The organism is Flavobacterium sp. Arc2, assembly GCF_041431385.1.
Taxonomy (GTDB): Bacteria; Bacteroidota; Bacteroidia; order Flavobacteriales; family Flavobacteriaceae; genus Flavobacterium.
Genome location: NZ_JASMRH010000035.1, coordinates 16565 through 42117, shown reverse-complemented (window position 1 = coordinate 42117; position 25553 = coordinate 16565). Strand labels below are relative to the sequence as shown.

Below are 25553 nucleotides of genomic sequence, written 5' to 3'. Positions count from 1 at the left end.
AGTCATATCTCAAAGTTAATTATGCAAAAATATTCATTTTTGCAAAACTTCTCCCCAGGTTTTGTTCCTGATCCGAAAAAGTGGATCAAGCGCAAAAGTTGGGGATTATCCAAAAAGGTTAGATAATCTGAACAAGAAAAAGTCGATTTTCCGAACTCCTATAAACTGACTTCTGAACCCTTTAATTTTTTTTGCATTAAAAGATTCTGCAGAAGCATTTATACTTCGATTATCAAAGTAGTTTAATATTGAATTATAATTGACGGTTATGGTATTGAGAACGATATTAAAGTTTTTAAAACTTGATTCCTCCATTTTTCTATACCAATGCGCTAATTTTAATATAGCAACATTTTTATCATTAGTACTGTTGCAGATAGTTCATAATTGCTGTGATAAAGCATATTCTTTTTTAATATGTGGATACAATTCAAATAGTAGCTTCGCTCTTTGTTCTTGGCTTTTGGTCCATTTTTGTTTTAAGTTGGTTTGTAAGAGAAAGACAGTTTGTTTAGGTACTATTTATTTTTTTATTTCGAAAATAATTTTTGTTTGAAATATATTTAGTATGTTGTTAAACATTCAATTTTATTGGGTATTATTTAACTTATTGCCCTTTATTGTTAATTTTATATTAATATTTCATTTGTCTGGTAAAAATAATAATATACTTTTAGTCAGTTAAAATATTTCTCTTGTTCTATCTACACATATTAATAACAAAACTTATTCTATGAAAAATAAATTACTTTTATTTTTATTGTTTTTTTCGGTTGTAAATAATGCAATGATAGCTGGCGTTATTGTTAAAAATGTAAATATCCGTGAGTTGTATTTAAAGGATTCAATAATTTCTAATGTAATTGATCCTGTTCAAAAATTAAAAAAAACAGCAAAGATAATTATGGTTGAGGCTGTCCTGCCTCCTCCTTCTACAATAGCAGGGAGTTCTTGTGGAGATGGTGTGAATTTTGTTCAAGTTAATGTTTATGCTAATGGTGTAAATGGAGATGAAATAATAGAGTGGTTTTCTAGTCAGAATTCTACATCACCTTTGTATACTGGATTTGTCTATAGTCCGAGTATAAAAACAACAAAGACCTATTATGTTAGAAGCAGATCAAAAACGACAGCTGAAATAAGTATTCGAGTTCCTGTAGTTGCTTCTGTATATCTATCGCCTCCTTCTGTTTTTTTGACTGTGTCACCAGGTAATAGTGCAATTAATGTATTGTGTCCAGGTACGTCAGTACTATTTAGTGCTGTTGGTGGTGGGGATTTATTTGAATTTTCTGTAGAGGGAGCAGTACAACAAGCTATGTCGTTAAGTAGGACGTTTACAACAAGTACGTTAACTAATGGACAAACAGTAAGTGTTCGTACAAGATTTAATAAAACTATTGATGGTTCTATGACTGAATCTGCTTGGGGAACTGGTCCGCTTGAGGAAAATAGTCTTTCAGCATCGTTATCTCCTAACGCTTCTGTCGGTTATATTAATGCTCTAAAAGTTAGCCCTGAGGAGGATAAATTAGTTTTTGGAATTGCTGGGAAGGTAAGTAAAGACATAAGTCTTTTGGTTTTTTTAGATTCTAAAACTGGAGGTTTTAATGTGTCAAATTACGGTGATGTTGTAGGATCGTCTACAATTAAAGGATTTAATTATTTTAACAACAATCCGAGTACTTTCGATTCGTATTTTCAGGCGGATTATTGTTTAGTAATCTCAAAAGCTGCCTCTCAAGATATTTTTTTTGCTGATGTTATTGAATTAAAAAGTGGGGAGTCTGTTAGAACTCCTATAGGTAGTGCGATGTCTGGTTCTCCTTCTGGTGTTTTTGGAGTAAATAAAAATAACGCAGGTACCACAGATTACAATTTAGGTTTTGAAGTCGAAATATTAAAGTCTCTGATCGGGTATACCACAGGGGATATTAAGTTCTTTGCCTTTACAATGCAAGATACCGATGAGAGTAATTACAATGTAACAAACTCTTTCCTAAGTCCAGAGACTATTAGTAGTGCGGATTTTGGAAGCTCAGCAGTTGACTATAATGTAAAAGATCCTAATCCAGTTGTTTTTTCTTCGTCTGCGCTAACTCCTTGTTATACGAATGCTTACTTTCCTGTTTACTTTTATGAAAAACCAGTAGCTTCAACAGTTATTCAGCCTACTTGTTCTGTTTATCTTGGAAGAATTGAAATTTTGGAACAAAATGGAGCAGAGTATAGTATTGATGGAATTAATTACCAAAGCTCAAATGTTTTTACAAATCTTATTCCTAACAGTTATACTTTATATATTAGAAAAGCGAGTGATTATACTTGTGTTAACGCTTCAGAGGCGTTTGTCATAATTAATGAGGTGACTACTCCTCCTTCAGAGCCTAGTGCGGAAAGTGTTAGTCAACCAACTTGTAATGTGCACTCCGGAACAATTCTGATTGCTGCACAAATAAATGTTGAATACAGTTTAGATGGTATTAATTATCAAGCATCTAGCGTTTTTACTGAATTAGCTCCTGATAATTATATACTTTATGTTAGAAATATAGGAGACGCAACATGTAGGTCTAATTCTACGTCTGTTGTAACTATAAATAATATTCCAATTCAGCCTGCTAGTCCTGTAAGTGGAGGTGATCAAGTGGTATGCGAGTTAACGCCAATACAGACTTTGATTGCAAGTGCTTCTGTAGGAAGTGGAGAGTTAGTTGTTTGGTATGATTCTGCTGCAGCTGATAATATAGTTGCAAATCCTATTCTTGATACGGTTGGAACAATTACATATTATGCACAAGCAGAAAATAATGTAACTGTATGTAAAAGTGCTACTCGTACTGCTGTGACATTAACGATTAACCCAAAAGCTGCTGAACCAGTAAGCGGTGGTGATATATCAGAATGTGTGATGTCGCCAATACAAACGCTAAGGGCGACAGCAAGTGTGGCTTCGGGAGAATCATTAGTATGGTATAATAGAGCAACTGGAGGTAGTATTGTAGTAAATCCGACCTTAAGTTCAATAGGCACCATCACCTATTATGCCCAAGCATCTACTAGTATTAACTCATGTGTAAATGAGTTGCGTACTGCTGTTACTCTAACTATAAGCCGCAATCCAACGAAACCTGTAACTGGAGGTAGTCAAGTAGAATGTTCTCAATCACCGCTTCAAACTTTAACAGCGAAAGCAACAGTAGGTTCTGGCGAATCTATTGTTTGGTATGATGCTGTATCAGGCGGTTCAGTGGTGGCAAGTCCAATATTGAATTCTATAGGTACTGTTACTTATTATGCAGAAACTGTAAAGAACGAAAACGGATGTATCAGTAATACTCGTACTGCTGTAAGTTTAACGATTAATCAAAAGCCTATTAGTCCAATAAGTGGAGATAGTAGGAGAGAATGTGCTTTATCACCAATACAAACTTTGACAGCAAAAGCTACTGCTCAATCTGGAGAGTCGGTAGTTTGGTATGATGCTGCAACAGGCGGTTCAGTGGTAGCAAGTCCAACTTTGAATTCCATAGGAACTATAACTTATTATGCAGAAGCATATAATAATGTTAGTGCCTGCTTAAGTGATTCACGTACTGCTGTGACCTTAACAATCAATCCAAACCCAGTGCAACCGATAAGTGGTGGAGATAAAATAGAATGTGCTTTATCGCCAATTCAAACTTTGACTGCTACAGCGACAGCTCAAGCAGGAGAATCAGTAGTATGGTATGATGCTTCCACTGGAGGTAATGTAGTATCAAATCCTTCACTAAGTACCTTGGGGACAATTATTTATTATGCGGAATCTGTAAATGATGCTACAGCTTGTGTAAGTGATTCGCGTAGAGCAGTTACTTTAACTTTAAATCCAAAGCCATTAGTACCAGTAAGTGGAGGGAATCAAACGGTTTGCGCATCATCGCCAATTCAGACCTTAACTGCTACCGCGACAGCCCAAGATGGAGTGACGGTAATATGGTATGATGCCATTACGGGGGGGAATGTAGTTTCAGATCCTTCTTTAAGTTCATTAGGGACGGTGACATATTACGCGGAATCTATTAAGAACATTGCCTTTTGTGTAAGTGATTCACGTGCCGCTGTGACTTTAACTATCAATCCAAAACCTATTAAACCGATAAGTGGTGGAGATAAAATAGAATGTGGTTTATCACCAATTCAAACTTTAACTGCGACGGCGACAGCTCAAGCAGGAGAGTCAGTAGTATGGTATGATGCTTCCACTGGAGGTAACATAGTATCAAATCCTACATTAAATACATTGGGGACAATTATTTATTATGCGGAAACTGTAAATAATGCAACTTCTTGTGTTAGTGCATCACGAACAGCAGTTTCTATAACTATAAATCCATCTCCTGCACTAGCGGTAAGTGGAGGAAATAAAACAGAATGTATTCAAAATCCAATACAAACATTAACTGCAACAGCAACTGTTGGCACTGGTGAAACATTAATTTGGTACACTGCAGCAACTAGTGGAACTGTTGTTTCTAATCCAATATTGAGTGCGGTAGGAAACGTTACTTACTATGCAGAGTCATCTAATGGAACTTGTCCAAGTTTGACACGTACTGCTGTTAGTTTGTCAATTGTGGGTGTTGTTCCAAATCCCGTAGGAGCTGATCAAACTGTTTGTTCTGACGGAACCACAACGCAAACATTGACGGCAACCGCGACAGCAGCAGGAGCTACAATCACTTGGTATACTAGTGCAATAGGAGGTAGTGTTGTTGTTAATCCAATTCAGGTTGGTGTTGGGACCAAAACCTTCTATGCAGAATCTTCAGTAGGAAGCTGCTCAAGCGGTTCGAAAACAAAAGTAACATTGACTATTGCGGCAGTGCCATTAAAACCAACTGTTATTAGCTTCTCTCAGCCAACTTGTTTAACTCCAACAGGAACAATCGCAATTTCTGCACAAACAGGCGTTGAGTATAGCATAGGAAACGGTTTTCAAGATAGTCCTATTTTTACACTTTTAGTTCCGGGGAATTATACGCCAACTGTACGTTTTAAAAATAATGTTTCATGCGAATTAAAAGGAGTAGCACAAACCATTAATCTAGTTCCTGCACAGATTCAATTTCAAATATCGGGTAATTGTGAGGGTAAGGATTATGTATTAAGAGCAAACGCATTACAAAACTCTTATGATAGTAACAATGTGGTGTATGAATGGAAAGATAATTTTGGAGTAACAGTAGGAAGTAATTCTAATATGTTAAACGTTTCCAATTTATTAGGTTCAATTGTAACTAGCACTATTTTTCCGTTGACTTATAGTTTAAAGGTTAGTTCTGCATCAACAGGGTGCGAGACTACAAATAACGTTACGGTAGAATCTATACATTGCAATATTCAAAAAGGAATTTCTCCTGATGGAAACGGTATGAATGAATCTTTTGACTTAAGATTAATGGGTGTTAGAAAACTAGAAATATTTAATAGATATGGAATTAAAGTTTACGAGCAATCTAATTATACAGATCAATGGAAAGGCCAATCAAATGAAGGAGATAATCTTCCAAGTGCAACTTATTATTATGTAATAGAATTTAACAAAGGAGAAACAAAAACAGGTTGGATCTATCTAATCAGAGAAAAATAGTAAATTAATTTATTTTTAGAATCCATGACTAGTTTCTGGATGAAAAAAACGAAACACAAATAGATATGAATAAAATATTTTTGAGCTCTCTTTTAGTTCTTATTGCCTATATGAATTCATATTCGCAACAGAACCCTCACTATACGCAGTATATGTATAATATGAATGTCGTTAATCCTGCATATGCAGGTTCAAAAGAAAGTATTTCTTTTGGAGCTTTATACAGAAAACAATGGGTTAATATTGAAGGTGCTCCCACTTCTTTTACTTTTTCCGGACATGCACCAGTAGGTAATAATGTTGGAGTAGGTTTGTCTTTTATCTCAGATAAGATAGGACCGGTAACTGAGCAGAATGTGTATGGGGATTTTTCATATACATTACAATTGAATGAGACTAGTCGGCTGGCTTTAGGAATAAAAGCGGGTGTGTCATTTCATGAAGTTGGTTTAAGAGATATCCAATCATCCTTGCCAGACCCTTCAGAAGGTATTTTCGGGGAAGATATAAATGATGCTTCATTAAATTTAGGAGCTGGAGCTTTTTATTATTCAGAAAATTATTATGTTGCCTTTTCTATTCCAAATTTAGCAAAGTCGGCACATTTAGATTATAATGGACGTGAATATGGTTCGGATGTATCTCACTATTTTTTGACTGCAGGCTATGTATTTGATGTTAATTATGATTTGAAGTTCAAGCCGTCATTTATGTTAAAATCTGCTTCTAATGTCAATCCTTCTTTAGACTTATCTGCAAACTTTTTATATACTGAAAAATTTGAAATAGGGGCTACATATAGATTGGAAGATAGTTTTGGAGGCATGGTGAATTTTGCTGTAACACCGGAATTAAGAATCGGTTATGCGTACGATCATGTTATTTCGGATTTGAAGGTAACTAGTCCGTCCTCACATGAATTTATTCTGTTATATGATTTGTTTGTTCCAAAGAAAGTTTCACGTTCTCCAAGATTTTTCTAATATTAAATTTTACGATTAATGAAAAAAATTACCATACTATTGTTTTTAGTTTATACGACTGTATCACTAATGGCACAAAATAAAAAGACTAAGAACGCCGATAAATTGTTTGAGCAGTATGAATATGTTCATGCCGCTAAAGAATATCTAGCGCTAGTTGAAAATGGAAATACAGATAATTATGTATACAAACAACTTGGTACTTGTAATTTTAACATGGGTAATAGTGCGGAGGCTGAAAAGTGGTATGCAAAAAGCATCACGGTTAAGCAAAATGCGGATGTATATTATAATTATGCGCAGGTACTTAAATCAAATAGCAAGTATGGTGATGCTGATCTTCAGATGACACAATTTGCAATTATACAGCCAAATGATCAAAGGTCTATTGATTTTATAACTAATAAGGATTACCTGTCTAAACTTCTAAAAAAGGAAAAATTGTTCGTGCTTAATAAATTAGAAGTGAATTCTGATAAATCTGATTTTGGAGCTGTAATGTACGACAATACCTTGTATTTTTCGAGTGGAAGAAATGTGGGAGGTAAAACATATGGGGTGAATGACGAACCATTTTTAGATATATACCAAAGTACTTATAGTGCAGATGGTAGTTATTCAGATCCTATTTCTGTTACAGAATTGAATACAAGATTTCACGAAGGCCCAGTTTCATTATCAAAAGATGGTAATACTATTTATTTTTCCAGTGAAAGTTTTAACGATGATTTATTTCAAAAAGACAAGGTCAATAAATTAAAAATAAGCCAAGTTAATCTGTATAAAGCAATAAAGAAAAATGGAAAATGGACTGCTATAACTCCATTGCCTTTTAATAGTAAAAGTTATTCAACGAGTAATCCGTCAATTGATAAGGATGGAAAGACGCTTTATTTCTCATCTAATATGCCTGGGTCAATAGGAGGGATTGATATATGGAAGGTAGAAGTGAATGATGATGGTGGTTTTGGAACACCCGTAAATCTAGGAAATAAGATAAATTCGCCTGGTGATGAAAGTTTTCCTTTTGTTACAGATGATAATATGCTCTATTTTTCCTCAAAAGGGTTAATAGGTTTTGGTGGATATGATGTTTTTTCGGTAGATTTAAATAGTGGGAGTGTTCCTAACAATATTGGTCAACCTATAAATTCAGAAAAAGATGATTTTGCTTTCACCTTGAATAAAGATAAAAATATGGGTTTTTTATCAAGTAACCGTTCGGGTGTTGATAATATATATAGTGCAAGTCCTATTTGTAAATCGCAGATAGTGTCCGTTGTTGAAAACACTAAAACCGCTAATTTTTTATCTAACGCTCGAGTTACACTTTTAGATAAAAGTAATATAGTCTTAGATAAATTATTAACTAATGATAAGGGTGAAGTAGTGTTTAATGTAGATTGTAACAAAGACTACTTTGTTGAAATATATAAAGATGGTTTTATTTTTCAAAGAAGCGCTGCTGTAAAGACTGTGAGCGGAACTTCAAAAGTCACTATCTTTTTAGTTCCAATGGAAGAGGTTGTTGTTACAGAAAATGAAATCATTCTGAATCCTATTTACTTTGAAAATAGCAGAAGTGATATTACAACTCAAGCCGTTAAAGTATTGGATAAACTAGTTTATATAATGACTCAAAATCGTGATTTATCAATTTTTGTAAAATCACATACTGATATCAGAGGTAAAGATGATTATAATATGGATCTTTCAGAAAGAAGAGCAAAGTCAACTGTTGACTATCTAGTTTCTAAAGGAGTCAATGCTGAGAAGATAGCTGGAAAGGGATTTGGGGAATCTGAATTGAAAGTAGAGTGTAGTAAGTGTAGCGAAGAAGATCATGCTGCAAACAGACGATCAGAATTTATGATCGTAAAATAATATAAACAGTGTATAACAAGGAATGATCGAAAGACATCCCTTGTTTTATATTCTTAACTTCATTATTTGCTATCCGTGGACAGTTTCGTTTTTGCCGTAGTTTACAATGATGGAAGTTTCAAAGTCAATCCATTCTTGCCAACGTTTGTCAACATCAACGTTGTCAGCATATTTTCGTGCAAACCCTAGAAATATAGTATAATGCCCAGCTTCGGAAATCATTAGGTCTCTGTAAAATTTAGCTAATACTTGATCTTTTATGTTTTCTGATAATACTTTGAATCGTTCGCAGCTTCGTGCTTCAATCATAGCTGAAAATAATAGACGCTCACATAATGCATCATTGCGACTTCCATCTTTTTTCATGAATTTGAATAATTCATTTACATAATGATCCTTATGTTCACGCCCCAAACTTAGTCCTTTGCTTTTTATTAAATCGTGCACCATCTGTAAGTGTTCTAGTTCTTCTCTAGCAATAATCATCAATTCGGTGACCAATTCTTCTTTTTCCGGATTTTGCGTGATAAGGCTTATCGCATTCGAAGCTGCCTTTTGTTCACACCAGGCATGGTCTGTCAAAATTTCTTCGATATTTGATTCAACTATATTTACCCATCTTGGGTCTGTGACTAATTTTAATCCTAACATATGATTTTATTTAATTATAGCAAAATTAGTGTTTTCTTTCTGATTTCTTGTTTTAATGATGGTTTAGAGGTTTAAATTGTATTATTTTGTAATCGAATTTAAATACTAAAATGAGTCAAGTAAAAAAGCTTTTAATAATTGGTAGTGTGTGGCCAGAACCTAATTCTTCGGCTGCTGGGACCAGAATGTTACAGTTGATTTCTCTTTTTAAAGAGGAAGGATTTATTGTGACATTTGCAAGTCCTGCGATGAATAGTGATTTTATGGTAGACCTTGAATTAGAAGGAGTAGTAAAACAAACTATTACTTTAAATAGTTCCAGTTTTGATGATTTCGTAAAAGAACTAAATCCGTCAATAGTATTGTTTGATCGGTTTATGATGGAAGAGCAATTTGGTTGGCGCGTAAGCGAAAATTGTCCAGATGCCTTACGATTGTTAGATACTGAAGATTTGCATTGCTTGCGAGTAGCGCGTCAGAAAGCTTTTAAAGAGAAAAGGCCTTTTGTGGAAATTGATTTACTGGTGGAAGAAGTAGCGAAAAGAGAAATAGCTAGCATTTTGCGTTGCGATTTGTCTCTGATGATTTCAGAATATGAAATGGAACTGCTTAGAGGAATATTTAAAATTGAAAGTTCATTATTGTTTTATTTGCCTTTTTTATCGGAAGGAATGTCTAATGTAGATAAATTGCCCTCATTTGAAGAAAGAAAAAATTTTATTTTTATTGGTAATTTTTTACATGAGCCCAATTGGAATGCAGTGCAATATTTAAAAGAAAGTATTTGGCCTCTTATAAAAAAGCAGTTACCCGATGCAATTTTACATGTCTATGGTGCTTATCCTTCGCAAAAAGTATTACAACTGAACAATAGTAAGGAACGCTTTATAATAAAAGGTCGTGCTGCTAATGCATATGAAGTAGTTCGACAAGCGCGTGTAGTTTTAGCACCTTTACGTTTTGGAGCAGGTATTAAAGGGAAACTATTAGAAGCTATGCAATGTGGGACGCCAAGTGTTACGACGACTATTGGGGCGGAATCGATGCACGGCGGGTTACCATGGAATGGATTTGTAACGGACGATCCGTTAGTTTTTGCAAAGGATTCAGTGCGTTTGTATGATGATAGAAGCACTTGGCTTCAGGCGCAAAAAAACGGAGTTGATATAATTAATCTGCGTTATTTAAGAGAATTATATGAAGACGATTTTATAGAGCATATAAAAAACCTACAAGCTAATTTACAGCAGCATCGTTTGAATAATTTCATGGGGTCTTTGCTTCAGCATCATACCTTGAAAAGTACTATGTATATGTCAAAATGGATTGAGGAGAAGAATAAGGTTTAGATTGTTTATTACACGTTTTAATTTTTAGATTAGGGATGGTAGCGCTATCATTTTGCGGAATGTAATAGAGTAAGAAGGCTAACGTACAACGCGACTGCGCTGTAATAATATTGGAAGCGAGGTTATGCTCAAATAAAAAACCCGTCAAGTTTTGTACAAGACGGGTTTTAGATTTATAAAGAATCAGTAATTATGCAAGCATCGTAACTGGGTTTTCTATGTATTGTTTTAATGTTTGTAAGAACTGTGCTCCAGTTGCTCCATCGATAGTACGGTGGTCACAAGCAAGAGACAACATCATAGTGTTTCCTACTACGATTTGACCGTTTTTAACCACTGGTTTCTCTACAATCGCTCCTACTGATAGGATTGCAGAGTTAGGTTGGTTGATGATAGAATTAAATTCTACGATACCAAACATTCCTAAGTTAGAAACAGTAAAAGTACTTCCTTCCATTTCGGTAGGTAATAATTTTTTGTTTTTAGCTCTTCCTGCTAAATCTCTTACGCTTCCTCCAATTTGAGAGAGACTCATTGCATCTGTAAATTTCAATACAGGAACAACTAATCCATCTTCTACAGCTACAGCAACACCAATATTAACATGATGGTTGATTGTAATTGCATCTTCTTTCCATTGAGAGTTAACCTTTGGATGTTTTTTTAATGCCATAGCACATGATTTGATCACCATGTCATTAAAAGAAACTTTTGTATCAGGAATACTATTGATTATAGTTCTAGATTTCATTGCATCATCCATCGTAACTTCGATAGTTAAGTTGTAATGAGGCGCAGTAAATAAAGACTCTGCTAATCGCTTAGCTATAATTTTTCGCATTTGCGAATTCTTAATCTCTTCTGTAAATACTTCTCCCGCAGGAACAAACACTTTTGGTGCAGCGGCAGCCGCAGTTGTTGTTTTTGCAGGTGCAGCAGCTGGTACTGTACTAGTTGGCGCTGTTGGAGTGAAATTTTCAATATCACTTTTCACGATACGTCCATTTTCACCAGAACCTGTTACTTGTGTCAATTGAATTCCTTTGTCACTTGCAATTTTCTTTGCTAGTGGCGAAGCTAAAATTCTTTTTCCATCTGTAGCTTCTTCTTGAACTACTACCTTTGTTTCTTCGGCTGGAGCTGATTTTTCCTCAGCAGTATCAGTAGTTGTAGCAGTTTCTGCTTTTGCACCTGATTTGAAGTTTGATGCTATAGCGGAAACATCAGTTCCTGCAGGTCCAATTATTGCTAGTAAACTATCTATTGGAGCAGCATTTCCTTCTTCGATACCGATGTATAATAAGGTTCCTTCATTGAAAGATTCAAATTCCATCGTTGCTTTATCAGTTTCAATTTCAGCAAGGATATCACCTTCGCTAACTTTGTCACCAACTTTTTTCAACCATGTAGCTACAGTACCTTCTGTCATGGTATCGCTTAAGCGAGGCATGGTTACTACAACGACACCTTCTGGTAAAGAGGCTGCCGCTGCAGGTGCGGCTTTTTCTTCTTTTGTAGTTTCAGCTGCAGCTGGAGCTTTGTCGGCTTCAGGTTTAGCTTCTTCTGTCTTAGGTGCTGATTTTCCTGCTATTAAAGCGGAAACATCTTCACCTTCTTCACCAATGATTGCTAGTAAAGAATCTACTGGTGCTGTTTCTCCTTCTGGAATTCCAATATATAATAGAGTTCCTTCATTGAAAGATTCAAACTCCATTGTTGCTTTGTCGGTTTCAATTTCAGCTAGAATATCTCCTTCGCTAATTTTATCTCCTACTTTTTTAAGCCAAGTCGCTACCGTTCCTTCCGTCATAGTATCGCTCAAACGAGGCATTGTTATAATTGTTGCCATAATTGATTTATAGTTTATGAGGTATAAATGGATAGTTTTCTTGGTCGTATACTACGTCGTAAAGTTGTTGCACTGGAGGGTAATCAGATTCTTCTGCGAATGTTACACATTCTTGGACTAAATCTTTTACTCTTTGATCAATGGCAGCGATTTCTTCTTCGGTAGCATATTTTTGATCTTTTATTAAGTCTAAAACTTGAGTAATTGGATCAATTTTTTTGTATTCTTCTACTTCGTCTTTAGAACGGTATAGTTGCGCATCAGACATTGAGTGTCCTCTATAACGATACGTTTTCATTTCTAAGAAAGTAGGTCCGTCACCACGTCTTGCTCTGTCAATAGCTTCAGTCATTGCTTCAGCTACTTTTACAGGATTCATTCCGTCAACTGGTCCACAAGGCATTTCGTACCCTAAACCTAATTTCCAGATGTCAGTATGGTTTGCTGTTCTTTCTACAGAAGTTCCCATTGCATAACCATTGTTTTCAACGATAAAAACTACTGGTAATTTCCATAACATAGCCATGTTAAAAGCTTCGTGAAGTGATCCTTGACGAGCAGCTCCATCACCAAAATAGGTCATTGTAACTCCGCCAGTTTCAAAATATTTATCTGCAAAGGCTAGTCCAGCTCCTACAGGAATCTGTCCACCTACAATTCCGTGACCACCATAAAAACGGTGTTCTTTTGAGAAAATATGCATAGAACCCCCCATTCCTTTAGAGGTTCCAGTAACTTTTCCTAAAAGCTCAGCCATTACACGTCTTGGATCTACACCCATTCCGATTGGTTGAACGTGATTTCTGTATGCAGTAATCATTTTATCTTTTGTCAAATCCATTGCATGCAATGCACCAGCAAGTACAGCTTCTTGACCATTGTATAAATGCAAAAATCCTCTGACTTTCTGTTGTATGTATAATGCTGCAAGTTTGTCTTCAAACTTTCTCCAAAGGAGCATATCTTCATACCACTTTAAATAAACCTCTTTTGTAACTTCTTTCATCTCAATTGTTCTTTTGCTAAAGTTTTTATTGTGTTATCAACTAGTACCTATACCGCAAAATAGTCTCCTCACACAAATTTGCGAATCGCAAAAATAGGACATTCCAACTAAGAAGTAAAATTAAAAGGCTTCTTTTTGGTTATTTTACAAGAATTTTTTGTCGAACATAAATGGTAACAAGTTTTTTAAGGATTCTGACATGTAAATGTCACCTGTTTCTCCCATGAAATAAATCTCTATTGGAGTCTCTTGTCGAGTTTCATATTCGGCTATTGATTGCCTGCAGGCGCCGCATGGAGGGATAGGACTAATTGTAGTATTGGTATCTGAAGCGGCGGTAATTGCCATTTTTATAATTTTTGCTTCTGGATAAATAGCTCCTGCATGAAAAATTGCAACACGTTCAGCGCATAGGCCTGAAGGATATGCTGCATTTTCTTGGTTTGAGCCTAAAACAATTTGTCCGTTATCTAATAGAATAGCGGCTCCTACGCGGAATTTTGAGTAGGGAGCATAGGCGTTTTTTCTTACGCTCACAGCCTGTTCCATCAAGTTTTGAATGTCAGTAGGTAATTCTTGGAGTGAGCTATAAGCCGAAAATTGGCTAGTAATAGTAATGTTTCTCATTGTTTTTTAGGGAAAAAAAATCCAAATTTCATGGTGTTGAAATTTGGATTGTTAATTTGTTAATTTGATTTTAGAGATTGCTAATATACATCATATTTATCTCCAAAATTAAAAGTAAGAGAGAAACGTAATGTATTTTCTAATGGGTTTTTAACTTTTGAAGCTGAAAATAAGTAGGAGACGTCTACTTTGACAACATTGTATTTAAAACCCGCTCCTAAAGAAAAGAATTTTCTAGCACCTTTTAATGGGCTTTCATTAAAATAACCCACACGCATAGCAAAAGAGTCTTGGTAGGAGTATTCAGCTCCTACCGCATAAGTTACTTCTTTAGTTTCTTCGCTAAAACCGTCAGGCGCATCGCCAAATGATTTAAAGACACCAGAAACCCAACCGATAGATCGATAATTGTCTAAATTTTGCGCTCTTTCTTCAGCAGTAATTGTTCCGTCGCCGTTTAAATCAGGATCTTGAGGTGTTGGTACAAGTAATTTGTTGAATTCAACATTTAGTGCGACTTTATTATAATCGTCTAAAATAAAATCAAATCCTGTTCCCACTTTTAAATTTGCAGGTAAAAAGTTTGTGCTTATATCGTCGTTGTCATAGCTGATTTTTGGACCTAAATTTTGAATATTAAATCCAGCTCTCCATCTTCCATTAAATTCATTATAAGCCATTTCTTCTGACTGGTAGAACCCTGCAACATCGATTGTGAATGAACTAGCGGCAGAAGCATCTCCATTATCACTAACCACTTTTAAATTTGAACGAATGTATCTTCCGGCAACTGCCATTGAGAATTTTTCGCTTAATTTTAAGGAATAGGAACCGTCGATTGCAAACTCATTAGGAGAAACTCTTCTAGGTACCTCATTAGGGTCTCCAGTTTCACGTAATTCTATTTCGCCAAAACCAAAATAACGAAGACTACCTGCAAAAGCACTTCGTTCACTTATTTTGTTGTAGTATGTTAATTGTCCTAAAGAAATATCATTTGCTAAATCTGTAAGATAAGGAGTATAGCTTATGGAAAACCCTTGCTTGTCTATTGCAAAGGCATATTTTGCGGGATTCCATTGTTGTGAAAAAGCATCTGCAGATGTAGCAACACCTATATCTGCCATACCTGCGGCTCTAGCGTCAGCAGATACCAATAAAAAGGGTACTGCAGTGGTAATAACTCTGTCTTGAGCGTTTGCAAAAGAAAAAGCGAGTAAGCAGTTTGTGAAAAGTATTAATTTCTTCATTTTTTTGTAAAAATTCATTGAACAAATATAGTATTTAATTAAAGTAAGACAAGTTTTTCAAATTTTTCTGCTCTTTTATTCGTTAAAGTTGACTTGACAGTTAGTTTATAGATGTATACTCCTTTTCCTATTCGATTACCAAAATCATCTTTTCCGTCCCAAGTAATCTCTTTTGATAAAAATCCTTCTGTTGAAATAATTTGGTTTTTGGTCCAGACCACTTTGCCAGTTATTGTCATAACTTGTATTTGTACCATTAAAGGTTCGTAAGGCCTATTGTGGGTGAACCAAAACTCTGTATAGTTGACAAATGGATTAGGATAATTTAATACATGGGTCAAAGTGATAGATTCATCACCTATTACTACAAACTGGATTTCAGTAGTTGTGGGATTGTTGTATACGTCCCACGCCTTAAATGTAATAGTATGTAAACCTACCGCTATATTACGTAGAGGAAATCGTAGACTTCCTTTAGTGTAATCATCCAGATTTGTTTGATAGTAATCATTTAATAGATAGGGATTAGTTACGTCTCCGTCTAAAATTGCCACAATATCATGTCCTATTCCACTAGCCGTATTTATTCCGTTTTCATCTTCAAGGAAAGCTAGTAGAAATGGGGATGTATTTGTTATACCGCCTGAAACAAACGTCTCGTCATTCATATATAACTTCACTTTTGGGCTAATATTGTCTGCGGTGGCATTTTCATTAATTCCGCCTATCAGAATACTAGTGTCAAAACCGGTTTCGTTTTCTAGTGTTTGGTTCTTTTTAGCATAAAAACTTATTTTCCCGTTTGCTAGTGGAATTCGAATGTCTCTTGGGACTACCAAGTTAAATTCAAACAAACCATTGGTAATAGAAGCATTTCCTCTGAATATGGTTTCGCCAAGAGTGTTAAAGTTTATTGCTGGGCTATTGTTGTCGTTATTTAAAGTTGTCCTTGGGATGGTTTTGTCGAATATCGTAGTGGAAACTTCGCCATTGTAATTTGTTAATCGCGTATCATTTTCATCAGTGATTTCACCACTCACTTTCATACGAGCCAATGATTTGAAGTCGTCCGTTGTTTGTGATATTGGAATGTCGTTTACTTTTGTGAGTTTTATTTTGGGCTTAGGTATTGCTAGAAATAGTGCGGGATCGCCTAAAAAGAACACCACATTTGTAGCGCTGTTTGGGTTACTGTTTTTTGATAATCGCAAAGCTTCGGCAATAGAGGTGTATTGGCTTGAGTCAAAGGAGAATAGTTTTTCAGATAGGACATCATTAAAATTTTCTGCGCTAAATTGCCCAATGGAACGAATTGTAGTAATCATCGCAATGGCTCCGCCTTTTGGGTTCCAATACGTATATTCGCCAGCTGTAGGTCTGGAAGGATTGTCAAAACGGGAGAACTCACAGGTGATTGTTATGAATAAAGGGTACTTGTATTGATTGCTTAAATTTTGGCCATCTGATTTTTCCCAAATTCGTTCTGCTGATAATCCGTCCTCACCTCCGTGTCCTAAATAATTAAAGACTAAAGCACCTTTTTCGAATGCATTAAATAAGTCTGTTCTTGCTTTTGGATATCGGAAACCTCCTGCAGATGCTTCTTGAACATAGGAGTCCAAAATAATTTTATTAATATTAAAAAATGGCTTTTGAGTTGTGATTATATCAGCTAATTTGTTTTGTCTGCTTTGTAAATTTGCATCGGAGGTTTGATCTGAATCATCGCTAATCATCACGAAATTATTTCTCCAGCTTCCGTATGATTTTATATCATGGTATTCAATTACCTTATTTACCATTTCTTCTGCTTGTTGTGGGTCATTTACAATCATTCTTCCAACTGCAATATCAATCCCTCCAAAATAAGAAATAATATTGCCCTCGCTGCTATCCATCAGTCCATAAAAATCATCAGATGCAAAAGAAGCTTCGCCTGTTGTACGACTATTAAGGGCATGATATATAGGTACGATATTCGTGTTATTGATAGTTCGGTTTTTATAGTCATAGGAAGCATCACCAAAAAGGTTCACGTATTTTATTCTTTTAGCCGTGGTGGAAGCATTTTCATAAATATATTTTATACAATTTCTAATTGCTGCTATGTCTTGCTTTCCCGAAGAGAATTCTGGGTATATAGATTCTGTTGTGATCACTTTTACATTCAGTTTTGAATAGGATCTATGGAAGCTGGCTAACTTTTCGGCTTGGGTTATTAAGGAATTTGGAGTAATAATTACGTAATCAATATCTTCAAATTGACCTTGGTTATTTTTAAAAATGGAGCCTTTTATGTTTTGATTGGATACTTTAGGTTTGCTGTCTTTTAAAGGGGTAAAATAGTCAGAAGGATCAATAGCTACATATTCCCTAAGCTCTCCTAGATTTGCTTTGAAAGAAAAAAGGGGTTGATTAGTGGTTTCGAATTTACTGACATTAAATAGGTCCGTAACGTCCCAGACCTGGCTTATTGCTGCTGCATTAGATAGGGTGTAATTCACCACTCCAAAACTAGCAACTGAAGCATCATATTGAAAGTTAAATTGTTTTCCGTATCCTTGAAGTTTTCTTTTTGCTATTAGCTGGATGTTATCTAAAAAACCTTTTGAGCCTGGAACGCCATTGTTATTATAGGTAAGTTTTATTTTTAAACTTTCGGACGCGTTAAGGGAGGCGTCACTCGGTAAAGAGCCAACAATAAATTCCGTTTCTGAATTGGTATTGATTGCTGAAAATGATATTGCACCTATGTTTTGTCCGCTCGAGGTGATCTTAAAAGAAGTAGGGGTATATGCTGCAGAAGCTACCGTAGCTTTGATTTTTACTGCTGTTGTGAGATCTATGTTTGGAAAATTAAATTCAAATTCCTGTTCTTGGTTAATGTCAAAAGATTCGCCAAACCATTGTCTGCCAAGCTTTGCAATATTTATTAAATCTAATTCGTGGAATTGATGATCGTCAAAAGTAGTAAGGCTTAGCGTAGTGCTGCCGGTGGGTTGATTTGCCTCCTTAATTCTTTTTCCCTCATCTCCTGAAGTGGTAATGTAATAATAAGATTTGCTATCATATAGATTGTTGTATGTTTGACTTTCTTCATTATAGGTGTCAAGACCTTCAGCATAGAATAATATGTAATCTTCGTTATCAAAAGTCCCATCGTTTTCTCCAATAATTTGGATTGCATTTTCGGTTAAATCTGATGGGTAGTAGATATTATTAGACAGCGGTAGCATTTTTCCTCCATTCCCGAAAATTTTCAGTTTTTTTGGATTGATGCTATTTACGTTAATGCCTATGTCTTGCAAGAAGTTTTTAGGAATTTTATAAACACCTGATTTTTCAATATAAAAACGGTACCAGTCTCCAGTGGCTAAAACAGAGTTAGAGATTGTATTTGTTGATTTGTTTGATTGTGCGATCTTTGCGGTTGAACTAGTGATGCTATAAGAAAAAGAGTTGATTCTTTTATAGCCGTATTCGTCTTTTACTATGGGGGACAAGAGTAGAAAGGATTGTGTAATGCCTCTTGACTGCGTGTTTCTTAGAGAAGTCACTATTTGCTGTGGTATGTTTTCAAGGGCTAAGTCCCCAAGTTGAGCGGTCGTTATCGTTTCGTAAACAACATTGGTGATTTGGACATTGCTGGCTTCAAAAAGGACAGGGTTTACTAATTCTAAGCTGAATAAAAGTTTTTTTTCAGATGCTTTATATTGGTAACTGTTTCCTGTGAATTGAGGAATATTGATTTTATAATTCCCAAAAGAAACTTCGGTTTTTTCTGTCCAAGCAATCGTTACGTCAGCTGTATTCTGCGCAAATGATATATAAGAAAGTAGTAATAAACTATAAAGTAGTAGTTTTTGCATTTTTTGCTTAAATTGCATGAATAGTTAATTGTTAGATAAAGTAAAAATATATCTTTTAGTATAAAAACAAATAATAAATAGTATAAATTTGCGTTTGATTTCTATGATGCGTTTAATATAAATCAACAGAATAAAATTTTTTAAAACGGTGTTGCGGGTTAATTGTTAATTATTATATTGCAACACTTAAATTATTACCTTTAAAAGAGTATGAAAGTAAATAAAATTACAGCCTTGCGATTGATGTTATCGATAACAATGATTATTGGTTTTGCCAGTTGCAGTAAAAAATCAAGTTCAAAAAATGCTTCAAGAGCTACTGGCTGGAATGTCGATGGTAAAAAAGCTTCGGGTAATACAAAACAAGTTGCCGGACCTGGATTAGTTTTTGTAGAGGGAGGAACTTTTACGATGGGTAAAGTACAAGATGATGTTATGCATGATTGGAATAATACTCCAACACAACAACATGTTCAGTCTTTTTATATGGATGAAACTGAAGTTACGAACTTTATGTATTTGGAATATTTAGATTGGTTGAAAAGTGTATTCCCACCTAGTGATGATAATTATAGACATATATATGAAGGTGCTTCACCTGATACTTTAGTTTGGAGAAATAGGTTGGGTTATAATGAAACGATGACTAATAACTATTTGAGACATCCTTCTTATGCAGAGTACCCTGTAGTTGGTGTAAACTGGATTCAAGCTGTAGAATTTAGCAAATGGAGAACAGATCGTGTTAATGAGGCCCTTTTGGAAAAAAATGGTTACTTGAAAAAGAATGCTAAAACACAAGATGTTACAGCTGAGAGTACATTTAGTACAGACACTTATTTAGCAGCGCCTACAATGACTTATGGAGGAAATGAAGAAATTGTGTTAGCAAAAGGAGCTAAGAAAGGCTCTAAAGTTGGAAAAAACGGAAACGTTGTTGAACCGAAAAATGTATATGCACAACGTTCATCTGGTATTATTTTACCAGAATACAGACTGCCTACTGAAGCAGAGTGGGAATATGCAGCTGCAGCCGATGTTGGACAGAGAGAGTATAATATTTACAAAGGACAGAAAAAATATCCTTGGTCAGGTAGTTATACCCGTTCTGGAAAAAGACAAAACAAAGGAGATCAATTGGCTAACTTTAAGCAAGGTAATGGAGATTACGGTGGGATTGCAGGTTGGTCTGATGACGGAGCTGATATCACTAATGCGGTTAAAAAATATCCGGCAAATGATTTTGGATTGTACGATATGGCTGGAAATGTGGCCGAATGGGTTGCTGATGTTTACAGACCTATTATAGATAACGAAGCAAATGATTTCAATTATTTTAGAGGAAACCGTTATACTAAAAATAAAATTGGTGCAGATGGTAAAGTAGAAATTGTCACTTTAGAGACAATGAAAAAAGATACTTTAAGTAATGGGAAAATTATTGTAAGAAGTTTCCCTGGAGAAATCGCACAAGTTCCTGTTGATGAAAATGAAACGTACTTGAGACAAAATTTTGATAAGAGTAATAATATTAATTATAGAGATGGTGATAAGCAGTCTTCTAAAAATTATGATTTTGGACGTTCTGAGTCTGATACAGATAAAGGTGATAAAGCCATGTATAACTCGCCTAAGCATAACGTAACAACAGACAGTTTAGGATTGATGGTTAGGAAATACGATAGATCAAACAAGAGAACAACATTGATTAATGACGATGTGAGAGTTTACAAAGGCGGTTCTTGGAGAGATAGAGCTTACTGGTTAGATCCTGCTCAGAGAAGATACTTCCCTCAAGATATGGCTACTGACTATATTGGATTTAGATGTGCAATGTCTAGAGTTGGTCCAAAATCGGATAAAAGAAAAACAGCAAGAAATTAAATTTTATATAAAATAGTAATTAAAGTCCTTTCATTAGGGCTTTTTTTTTAATCGTTTTTAAATGGATATAGCTAGAATTCATAGTTTATTTTTGGAATGTAAATCAGTTTCAATTGACACTCGTAAGATAGAGTCAAATTCATTATTTGTTGCCATTAAAGGGGACCGCTTTGATGCAAATACATTTGCAATAGAAGCTTTAGAAAAGGGAGCGTCTTATGTAATCATAGACAATGAAAATTATTATCTTGATAAAAGAACGATCTTGGTAGACGACAGTTTGTCTACTTTGCAGGAATTGGCAAAATTGCATAGAAAATATCTCAATTTGCCTATTATCGCCCTTACTGGAAGTAACGGTAAAACAACTACTAAAGAGTTGATTCAGGTGGTTCTTTCTAAAAAATACAAAACTAAAGCAACCGTTGGTAATCTTAACAATCATATCGGAGTTCCATTGACATTATTGTCGTTTAATTCAGATACCGAAATAGGTATTGTGGAAATGGGAGCCAATCATAAAAAGGAAATTGAATTTCTTTGTAATATAGCAAACCCCGATTATGGTTATATAACTAATTTTGGTAAAGCACATTTGGAAGGTTTTGGAGGCATTGGTGGTGTTATTGAAGGTAAAAGTGAGATGTATCAATATCTATCTCAAAATGATAAGTTAGCTTTTGTTAACCTTGAAGATCCTATTCAAGTTGAAAAAACAAAAAAAATAAAGTCTTTTTCCTTTGGTGTAAATAAAGAAAATGCTGATGTGTGTATTACATCTGTTAAAGCAAATCCGTTTGTTGAAATAGGGTATTCAAATATTGTAATTTCATCTCATTTAATTGGACTTTATAACGCTAATAATTTAAATGCAGCACTTGCTATAGGAAAGTTCTTTAAAGTAGATAATCTCTGTGCTAAAGAGGCTTTGGAGGGTTATATTCCTGAAAATAATCGATCGCAATTGTTAACAATTGGAACGAATAAGATTATTCTGGATGCTTACAACGCAAATCCAAGTAGTATGGCGGTAGCAATTGAGAATTTCCTTCAATTGGACAGTACAAATAAAATAATGATTTTAGGAGATATGTTTGAATTAGGAGCTGAAAGTAAAAAAGAACATCAGGAACTGGTTGGTTCGCTTTTGAACGAGGAAGCAGTCCAATGTTTCTTTATTGGTGCTGCATTTTACTTATGTAAGGTTGGTAATCCTCAATTTCAATTTTATGAATCATTTGATTCTTTTTCCGCCAGTTTAAAGGATATGAATATAGAAAACAGCACGATTTTGGTAAAGGGTTCGCGTGGCATGGCATTGGAGCGAACATTGGATTATTTGTCATAATCTATTTATAAGTTTTAGCAAAACAAAACAGCCATCTCATTTTGAGATGGCTGTTTTGTTTTAAATACTCATTAGGAAACCAATGAGATTTTCTTTCTTGTTGAGTTCCAGTTTTTTTCTTAATCGATAGCGAGCAAGCTCTACGCCTCCGTTTGAAATGTTCATTATCTCTGCTATCTCCTTTGTGGACATATTCAATAATAGATAAGTAGAAAGATCAAGCTCTCTAGGAGAGATTGTGGGGTATTTTTCTTTTAATCTTTTTAAGAAATCAAAATGCACATTTTTAATGTGTTTTTCTAAATCTTTCCAACTTTTATCTGCATTTACTTCCTTAGTAATGCTCTTGTTTAATTTGTTAAGCTGGAACTTCGTTGAATCGTCAAATGAGTCTATATTAATGTCTTTTAGTTTATGTATAATACCATTTAAGATTTTGTTTTTCTTGACAACTTGTAGTGAGTTGTTTACGAGTTCTTTGTCTTTTGTTAATATTTTTATTTGCAGTTTATCGTTTTTTAGCTTTTCAATTTCTTTTTCAAGTTCGTACTGCTCTAGTCTAATTTTGGATTCTTTTTCTAAATATATTCTTCTTTGTTCTATTGTTTCGTAATATTTATTCTTTCTGATTTTATCTTTTACTCTCTTTCTAATATAAATGATTGTGGTTGCTATTGCAGCTATGTAAAATAAGTAAGCTAAAAAATGTCTATACCATGGTGGAGTAATAGTGAAATTGAATATAGTGTTGTCTGATTCTATTCCGTAGCTATTGCGTGCCCTTACCATCATCTTGTAATTGCCTTCTCTTAAGTTAGTGTATTCTTTAAATGAAAATGGTGACCAAGGACTCCATTTGTCTGTAAAACCAGATAATAGATATGAAAATTCGACGTTTTCAACATTTTCATAGGTAGGTGAGGAGAAGGTAAAGCGCACTGAGTTTGATTTGTACGGGATTGTATAGTCGTCTAGTTCTTTTTTCCCATTACCTAATAATAGCGTGTCGGTAGGAGAGGTAAAGCTCTGGATAAATGCCTTGGGCTTCGTTATGAAACTCTTTGATAGATTAGCGTTGTAATGAGCTAATCCATCCGTTAGTCCTATAAATATATTTGTAGAATCGACGGTGTTGATTGATACATAGTTATCGACTAAGTTACCGGTTAAATTTGAAAAGGGTGCTATGGAGTTTTTGTAGGTGTTGTTTTTGTTTTTTAGTAATACTCCTAGCGATTCGTTGGATGTATACCACAAATTGCCTAAGCGGTCTTCGGTAAGAGATCTAATTAATGGGATTTCTTTAAATAAAGCAGTAATAGCTTTGTCTTCATAGAATACATCCTGTTCTTTAGAATATTTGTAAAAATGATTTTTGTTTTGAAAATAAATGTGATTGTTAAATTGTTGTATGCTTCCTATTCCTTTAAAGCCTTTTGCTAATTCTTGGAATGATTTTGTTTTTTTTATTTTACTTAAGTCTTCTGATAGTTGCATCTGATATAAAAGGTCATCTTTTTTTAACCAAAGATTATCTTTGTCTATTTCGAAGGTGTTTGCTGGTTTATCAAAACCAGCTATCTTATTTTTGAATTCCCAACCGTTTTTTGTTTTTTCAAATACAGTAAAACCATTATAGGTAGCGGCTATCATGTTATTAGGATGATTAGGCATTTTTTTAAAGCCAAAGTAACCTCTATTGTCAAGTATTTTAACGGTATTTGGTCCTTCAATAAGTAATGCTCCTCTATTGTGAGCGCAGAATAACTGATTATCGATTATTTGTAAATTCCATGCTTGACCTGTTGTGCCTTTTACGAGTGAAAAAGCATCTTCCTTGATTGTCTTATTCCAAGTGTGGTAAAAGACTCCTTGATTAGTTGCTACGTACAATTTGTCATTAAAAATAACGGAAGCGTAAACAGTGCTTAAATCATAACTAAAGCCAAAGTAGGAAAAAGGAGAGCTTTCATTAATAAATGCAATCCCGTTATCAAGGCCCAGCCAAAGGTTGTTTTTGTTGTCAATAAAGGAAGTAAGTACGGTATTGTTTTGTAATCCTTTTTTATGGTTGATGTGTTGAATAATTTTACCATTAAGGTCGCAAATTATTATTCCGTCTAATACTGAATTTATAGCGATAAAACGATTCGTTATCTTGACTCCCCCTAGCGAGTTATTTTTTTTAATAAACTCATTGGCTTCTGTATCCCAAGGTAGCATTCCTTTTCCATCGTAAATAAAAAGTCCTTTGCTTAATGTGGCGACCAGTATTTTATTATCGGGCATCGGAAACATACCCCATGCCTCGTTATTGTTAATTATTTTTGAACCTTTTAAAGGGATGAATGAATCGTTTTTATACTCTAGTAGTCCTAGCGAAATGTCTTGTAGATAAAGCTTATTGTTTATTAAAAAGGAAAATTGAAATCGATTAGGTGCATTGCGTATTTTGAGTTTGTTGTCTTTGTAGATGTAAATTTTTTCAAAGGATTGGAAAATTACTTCTTTGCCACGGATATGTATTTTCCAGATGAAGTCTATTAGTTTTTTAGCGTCCTTAGTAATCATTTTTGATAAGGAAAAATATTCAAGCGCTCCTTTTTTATTGGAGTCAAAATAACCAAATTCACTATAGCCACCAACAAATATTTTACCGGAATCATCAATTTTTATCGATCTGACTGCAAAGGAATTTGGTAATGAATATTTTTTCCAAGATGAACCATCAAATTGAAGTAGGCCGTTATTGTTTGCGAAATATAAGTTGCCATTTTTATCTTGGTCAATAGCCCAATTTTGCGTTCCTCCTTTATAATCGGATCTCTTGTAGTTGCGAATGTCAGGAAGTCCAATGTTTTTTACTTGACTTGTCAGTCTTGTTGAAGTCAATAGAATTCCTAGAAGTAGTAGTTTTAATATTTTGTATTTCATAATAACATAATAGATACTGGGTAGTTTTATAAGTTAAAACCAATTTTCACAAATCATTTTTTATCTCTTAAATATCGAATAAATGCTAAAATAATCGATTTTCATTTAATGTAGTGTTTATTTTAGTTTATTATATTTTGTAATATGTTATTATTTTATTTAAACAACTGTCTTGTAGGTTTTTATGATATTTTTGATGTGTTTTTGTAAAGCTAAATTTTGAGCGTTGATGTGTTTTTGTAATGAACTATAAATGATAATACCAAAAAAAAACAGGTATTATT

The 25553-nt window shown here is 34.5% G+C and carries 14 protein-coding genes; 6 read left to right on the top strand and 8 right to left on the bottom strand.

Translation table 11 applies throughout. From position 1 onward, the window contains the following. Window positions 1-105 precede the first annotated feature (105 nt). Window positions 106-378, bottom strand: a complete 273-nt coding sequence (locus QO182_RS17905; RefSeq protein WP_371542846.1) for a transposase — start codon at window positions 376-378, stop codon at window positions 106-108. 355 nt (window positions 379-733) lie between these two features. Between QO182_RS17905 and QO182_RS17900 the strand changes: the two genes are divergently transcribed. From QO182_RS17900 to QO182_RS17890, 3 genes are all read left to right on the top strand, one after another. Beyond that, complete coding sequence (locus QO182_RS17900; protein ID WP_371563206.1) at window positions 734-5635, top strand: gliding motility-associated C-terminal domain-containing protein; 4902 nt, start codon at window positions 734-736, stop codon at window positions 5633-5635. Between the two features lie 65 nt (window positions 5636-5700). Continuing rightward, complete coding sequence (locus tag QO182_RS17895; RefSeq protein WP_371563204.1) at window positions 5701-6618, top strand: type IX secretion system membrane protein PorP/SprF; 918 nt, start codon at window positions 5701-5703, stop codon at window positions 6616-6618. 18 nt (window positions 6619-6636) lie between these two features. Continuing rightward, a complete protein-coding gene (locus QO182_RS17890) occupies window positions 6637-8502 on the top strand; it encodes an OmpA family protein (protein ID WP_371563201.1) in 1866 nt (621 codons plus the stop codon). A 69-nt stretch (window positions 8503-8571) separates the two neighbouring features. Here the strand turns inward: QO182_RS17890 and QO182_RS17885 are convergent, their stop codons facing one another. After that, window positions 8572-9153 carry a tRNA-(ms[2]io[6]A)-hydroxylase gene (locus QO182_RS17885; RefSeq protein ID WP_371563198.1) on the bottom strand — a complete coding sequence of 194 codons (582 nt, stop codon included), beginning with the start codon at window positions 9151-9153 and terminating at the stop codon, window positions 8572-8574. Window positions 9154-9263: 110 nt separating this feature from the next. Here QO182_RS17885 and QO182_RS17880 point away from each other — a divergent pair, with 110 nt between their 5' ends. Continuing rightward, window positions 9264-10502: a glycosyltransferase gene (locus QO182_RS17880; RefSeq protein ID WP_371563195.1), complete on the top strand. Its 1239-nt coding sequence runs from the start codon at window positions 9264-9266 to the stop codon at window positions 10500-10502. Window positions 10503-10692: 190 nt separating this feature from the next. Here the strand turns inward: QO182_RS17880 and QO182_RS17875 are convergent, their stop codons facing one another. The 5 genes from QO182_RS17875 to porU all read right to left on the bottom strand — a co-directional run bounded on the left by QO182_RS17875 (window position 10693) and on the right by porU (window position 19103). Then, window positions 10693-12351: a 2-oxo acid dehydrogenase subunit E2 gene (locus QO182_RS17875; RefSeq protein ID WP_371563193.1), complete on the bottom strand. Its 1659-nt coding sequence runs from the start codon at window positions 12349-12351 to the stop codon at window positions 10693-10695. A gap of 7 nt (window positions 12352-12358) precedes the next feature. Beyond that, a complete protein-coding gene (gene pdhA / locus QO182_RS17870; protein WP_091091392.1) occupies window positions 12359-13357 on the bottom strand; it encodes a pyruvate dehydrogenase (acetyl-transferring) E1 component subunit alpha in 999 nt (332 codons plus the stop codon). Window positions 13358-13501: 144 nt separating this feature from the next. Further along, window positions 13502-13984 carry a cytidine deaminase gene (gene cdd, locus QO182_RS17865; protein WP_371542829.1) on the bottom strand — a complete coding sequence of 161 codons (483 nt, stop codon included), beginning with the start codon at window positions 13982-13984 and terminating at the stop codon, window positions 13502-13504. An 80-nt stretch (window positions 13985-14064) separates the two neighbouring features. Next, complete coding sequence (gene porV / locus QO182_RS17860) at window positions 14065-15234, bottom strand: type IX secretion system outer membrane channel protein PorV (RefSeq protein ID WP_371563191.1); 1170 nt, start codon at window positions 15232-15234, stop codon at window positions 14065-14067. A gap of 38 nt (window positions 15235-15272) precedes the next feature. Continuing rightward, complete coding sequence (porU, locus tag QO182_RS17855; protein WP_371563188.1) at window positions 15273-19103, bottom strand: type IX secretion system sortase PorU; 3831 nt, start codon at window positions 19101-19103, stop codon at window positions 15273-15275. A 210-nt stretch (window positions 19104-19313) separates the two neighbouring features. On the opposite strand from porU, the gene gldJ reads away from it, so the two are divergent. Both gldJ and murF read left to right on the top strand, forming a co-directional pair. After that, a complete protein-coding gene (gene gldJ, locus QO182_RS17850; RefSeq protein ID WP_371542823.1) occupies window positions 19314-20987 on the top strand; it encodes a gliding motility lipoprotein GldJ in 1674 nt (557 codons plus the stop codon). Between the two features lie 61 nt (window positions 20988-21048). Then, window positions 21049-22335, top strand: a complete 1287-nt coding sequence (murF, locus tag QO182_RS17845) for a UDP-N-acetylmuramoyl-tripeptide--D-alanyl-D-alanine ligase (protein ID WP_371563186.1) — start codon at window positions 21049-21051, stop codon at window positions 22333-22335. Between the two features lie 60 nt (window positions 22336-22395). Here the strand turns inward: murF and QO182_RS17840 are convergent, their stop codons facing one another. Then, the gene (locus tag QO182_RS17840) at window positions 22396-25269 is read right to left on the bottom strand and encodes a triple tyrosine motif-containing protein (RefSeq protein WP_371563182.1); all 2874 of its coding nucleotides are present in this window, start codon (window positions 25267-25269) and stop codon (window positions 22396-22398) included. Between the last annotated feature and the right edge of the window lie 284 nt (window positions 25270-25553).

What these genes read in the sequence shown, in the direction of transcription:
- QO182_RS17900 (WP_371563206.1), top strand. Translation starts at nt 734, where the DNA reads ATGAAAAATAAATTACTTTTATTTTTATTGTTTTTTTCGGTTGTAAAT.
- QO182_RS17895 (WP_371563204.1), top strand. Translation starts at nt 5,701, where the DNA reads ATGAATAAAATATTTTTGAGCTCTCTTTTAGTTCTTATTGCCTATATG.
- QO182_RS17890 (WP_371563201.1), top strand. Translation starts at nt 6,637, where the DNA reads ATGAAAAAAATTACCATACTATTGTTTTTAGTTTATACGACTGTATCA.
- QO182_RS17885 (WP_371563198.1), bottom strand. Translation starts at nt 9,153, where the DNA reads ATGTTAGGATTAAAATTAGTCACAGACCCAAGATGGGTAAATATAGTT.
- QO182_RS17880 (WP_371563195.1), top strand. Translation starts at nt 9,264, where the DNA reads ATGAGTCAAGTAAAAAAGCTTTTAATAATTGGTAGTGTGTGGCCAGAA.
- QO182_RS17875 (WP_371563193.1), bottom strand. Translation starts at nt 12,351, where the DNA reads ATGGCAACAATTATAACAATGCCTCGTTTGAGCGATACTATGACGGAA.
- pdhA (WP_091091392.1), bottom strand. Translation starts at nt 13,357, where the DNA reads ATGAAAGAAGTTACAAAAGAGGTTTATTTAAAGTGGTATGAAGATATG.
- cdd (WP_371542829.1), bottom strand. Translation starts at nt 13,984, where the DNA reads ATGAGAAACATTACTATTACTAGCCAATTTTCGGCTTATAGCTCACTC.
- porV (WP_371563191.1), bottom strand. Translation starts at nt 15,234, where the DNA reads ATGAAGAAATTAATACTTTTCACAAACTGCTTACTCGCTTTTTCTTTT.
- porU (WP_371563188.1), bottom strand. Translation starts at nt 19,103, where the DNA reads ATGCAAAAACTACTACTTTATAGTTTATTACTACTTTCTTATATATCA.
- gldJ (WP_371542823.1), top strand. Translation starts at nt 19,314, where the DNA reads ATGAAAGTAAATAAAATTACAGCCTTGCGATTGATGTTATCGATAACA.
- murF (WP_371563186.1), top strand. Translation starts at nt 21,049, where the DNA reads ATGGATATAGCTAGAATTCATAGTTTATTTTTGGAATGTAAATCAGTT.
- QO182_RS17840 (WP_371563182.1), bottom strand. Translation starts at nt 25,269, where the DNA reads ATGAAATACAAAATATTAAAACTACTACTTCTAGGAATTCTATTGACT.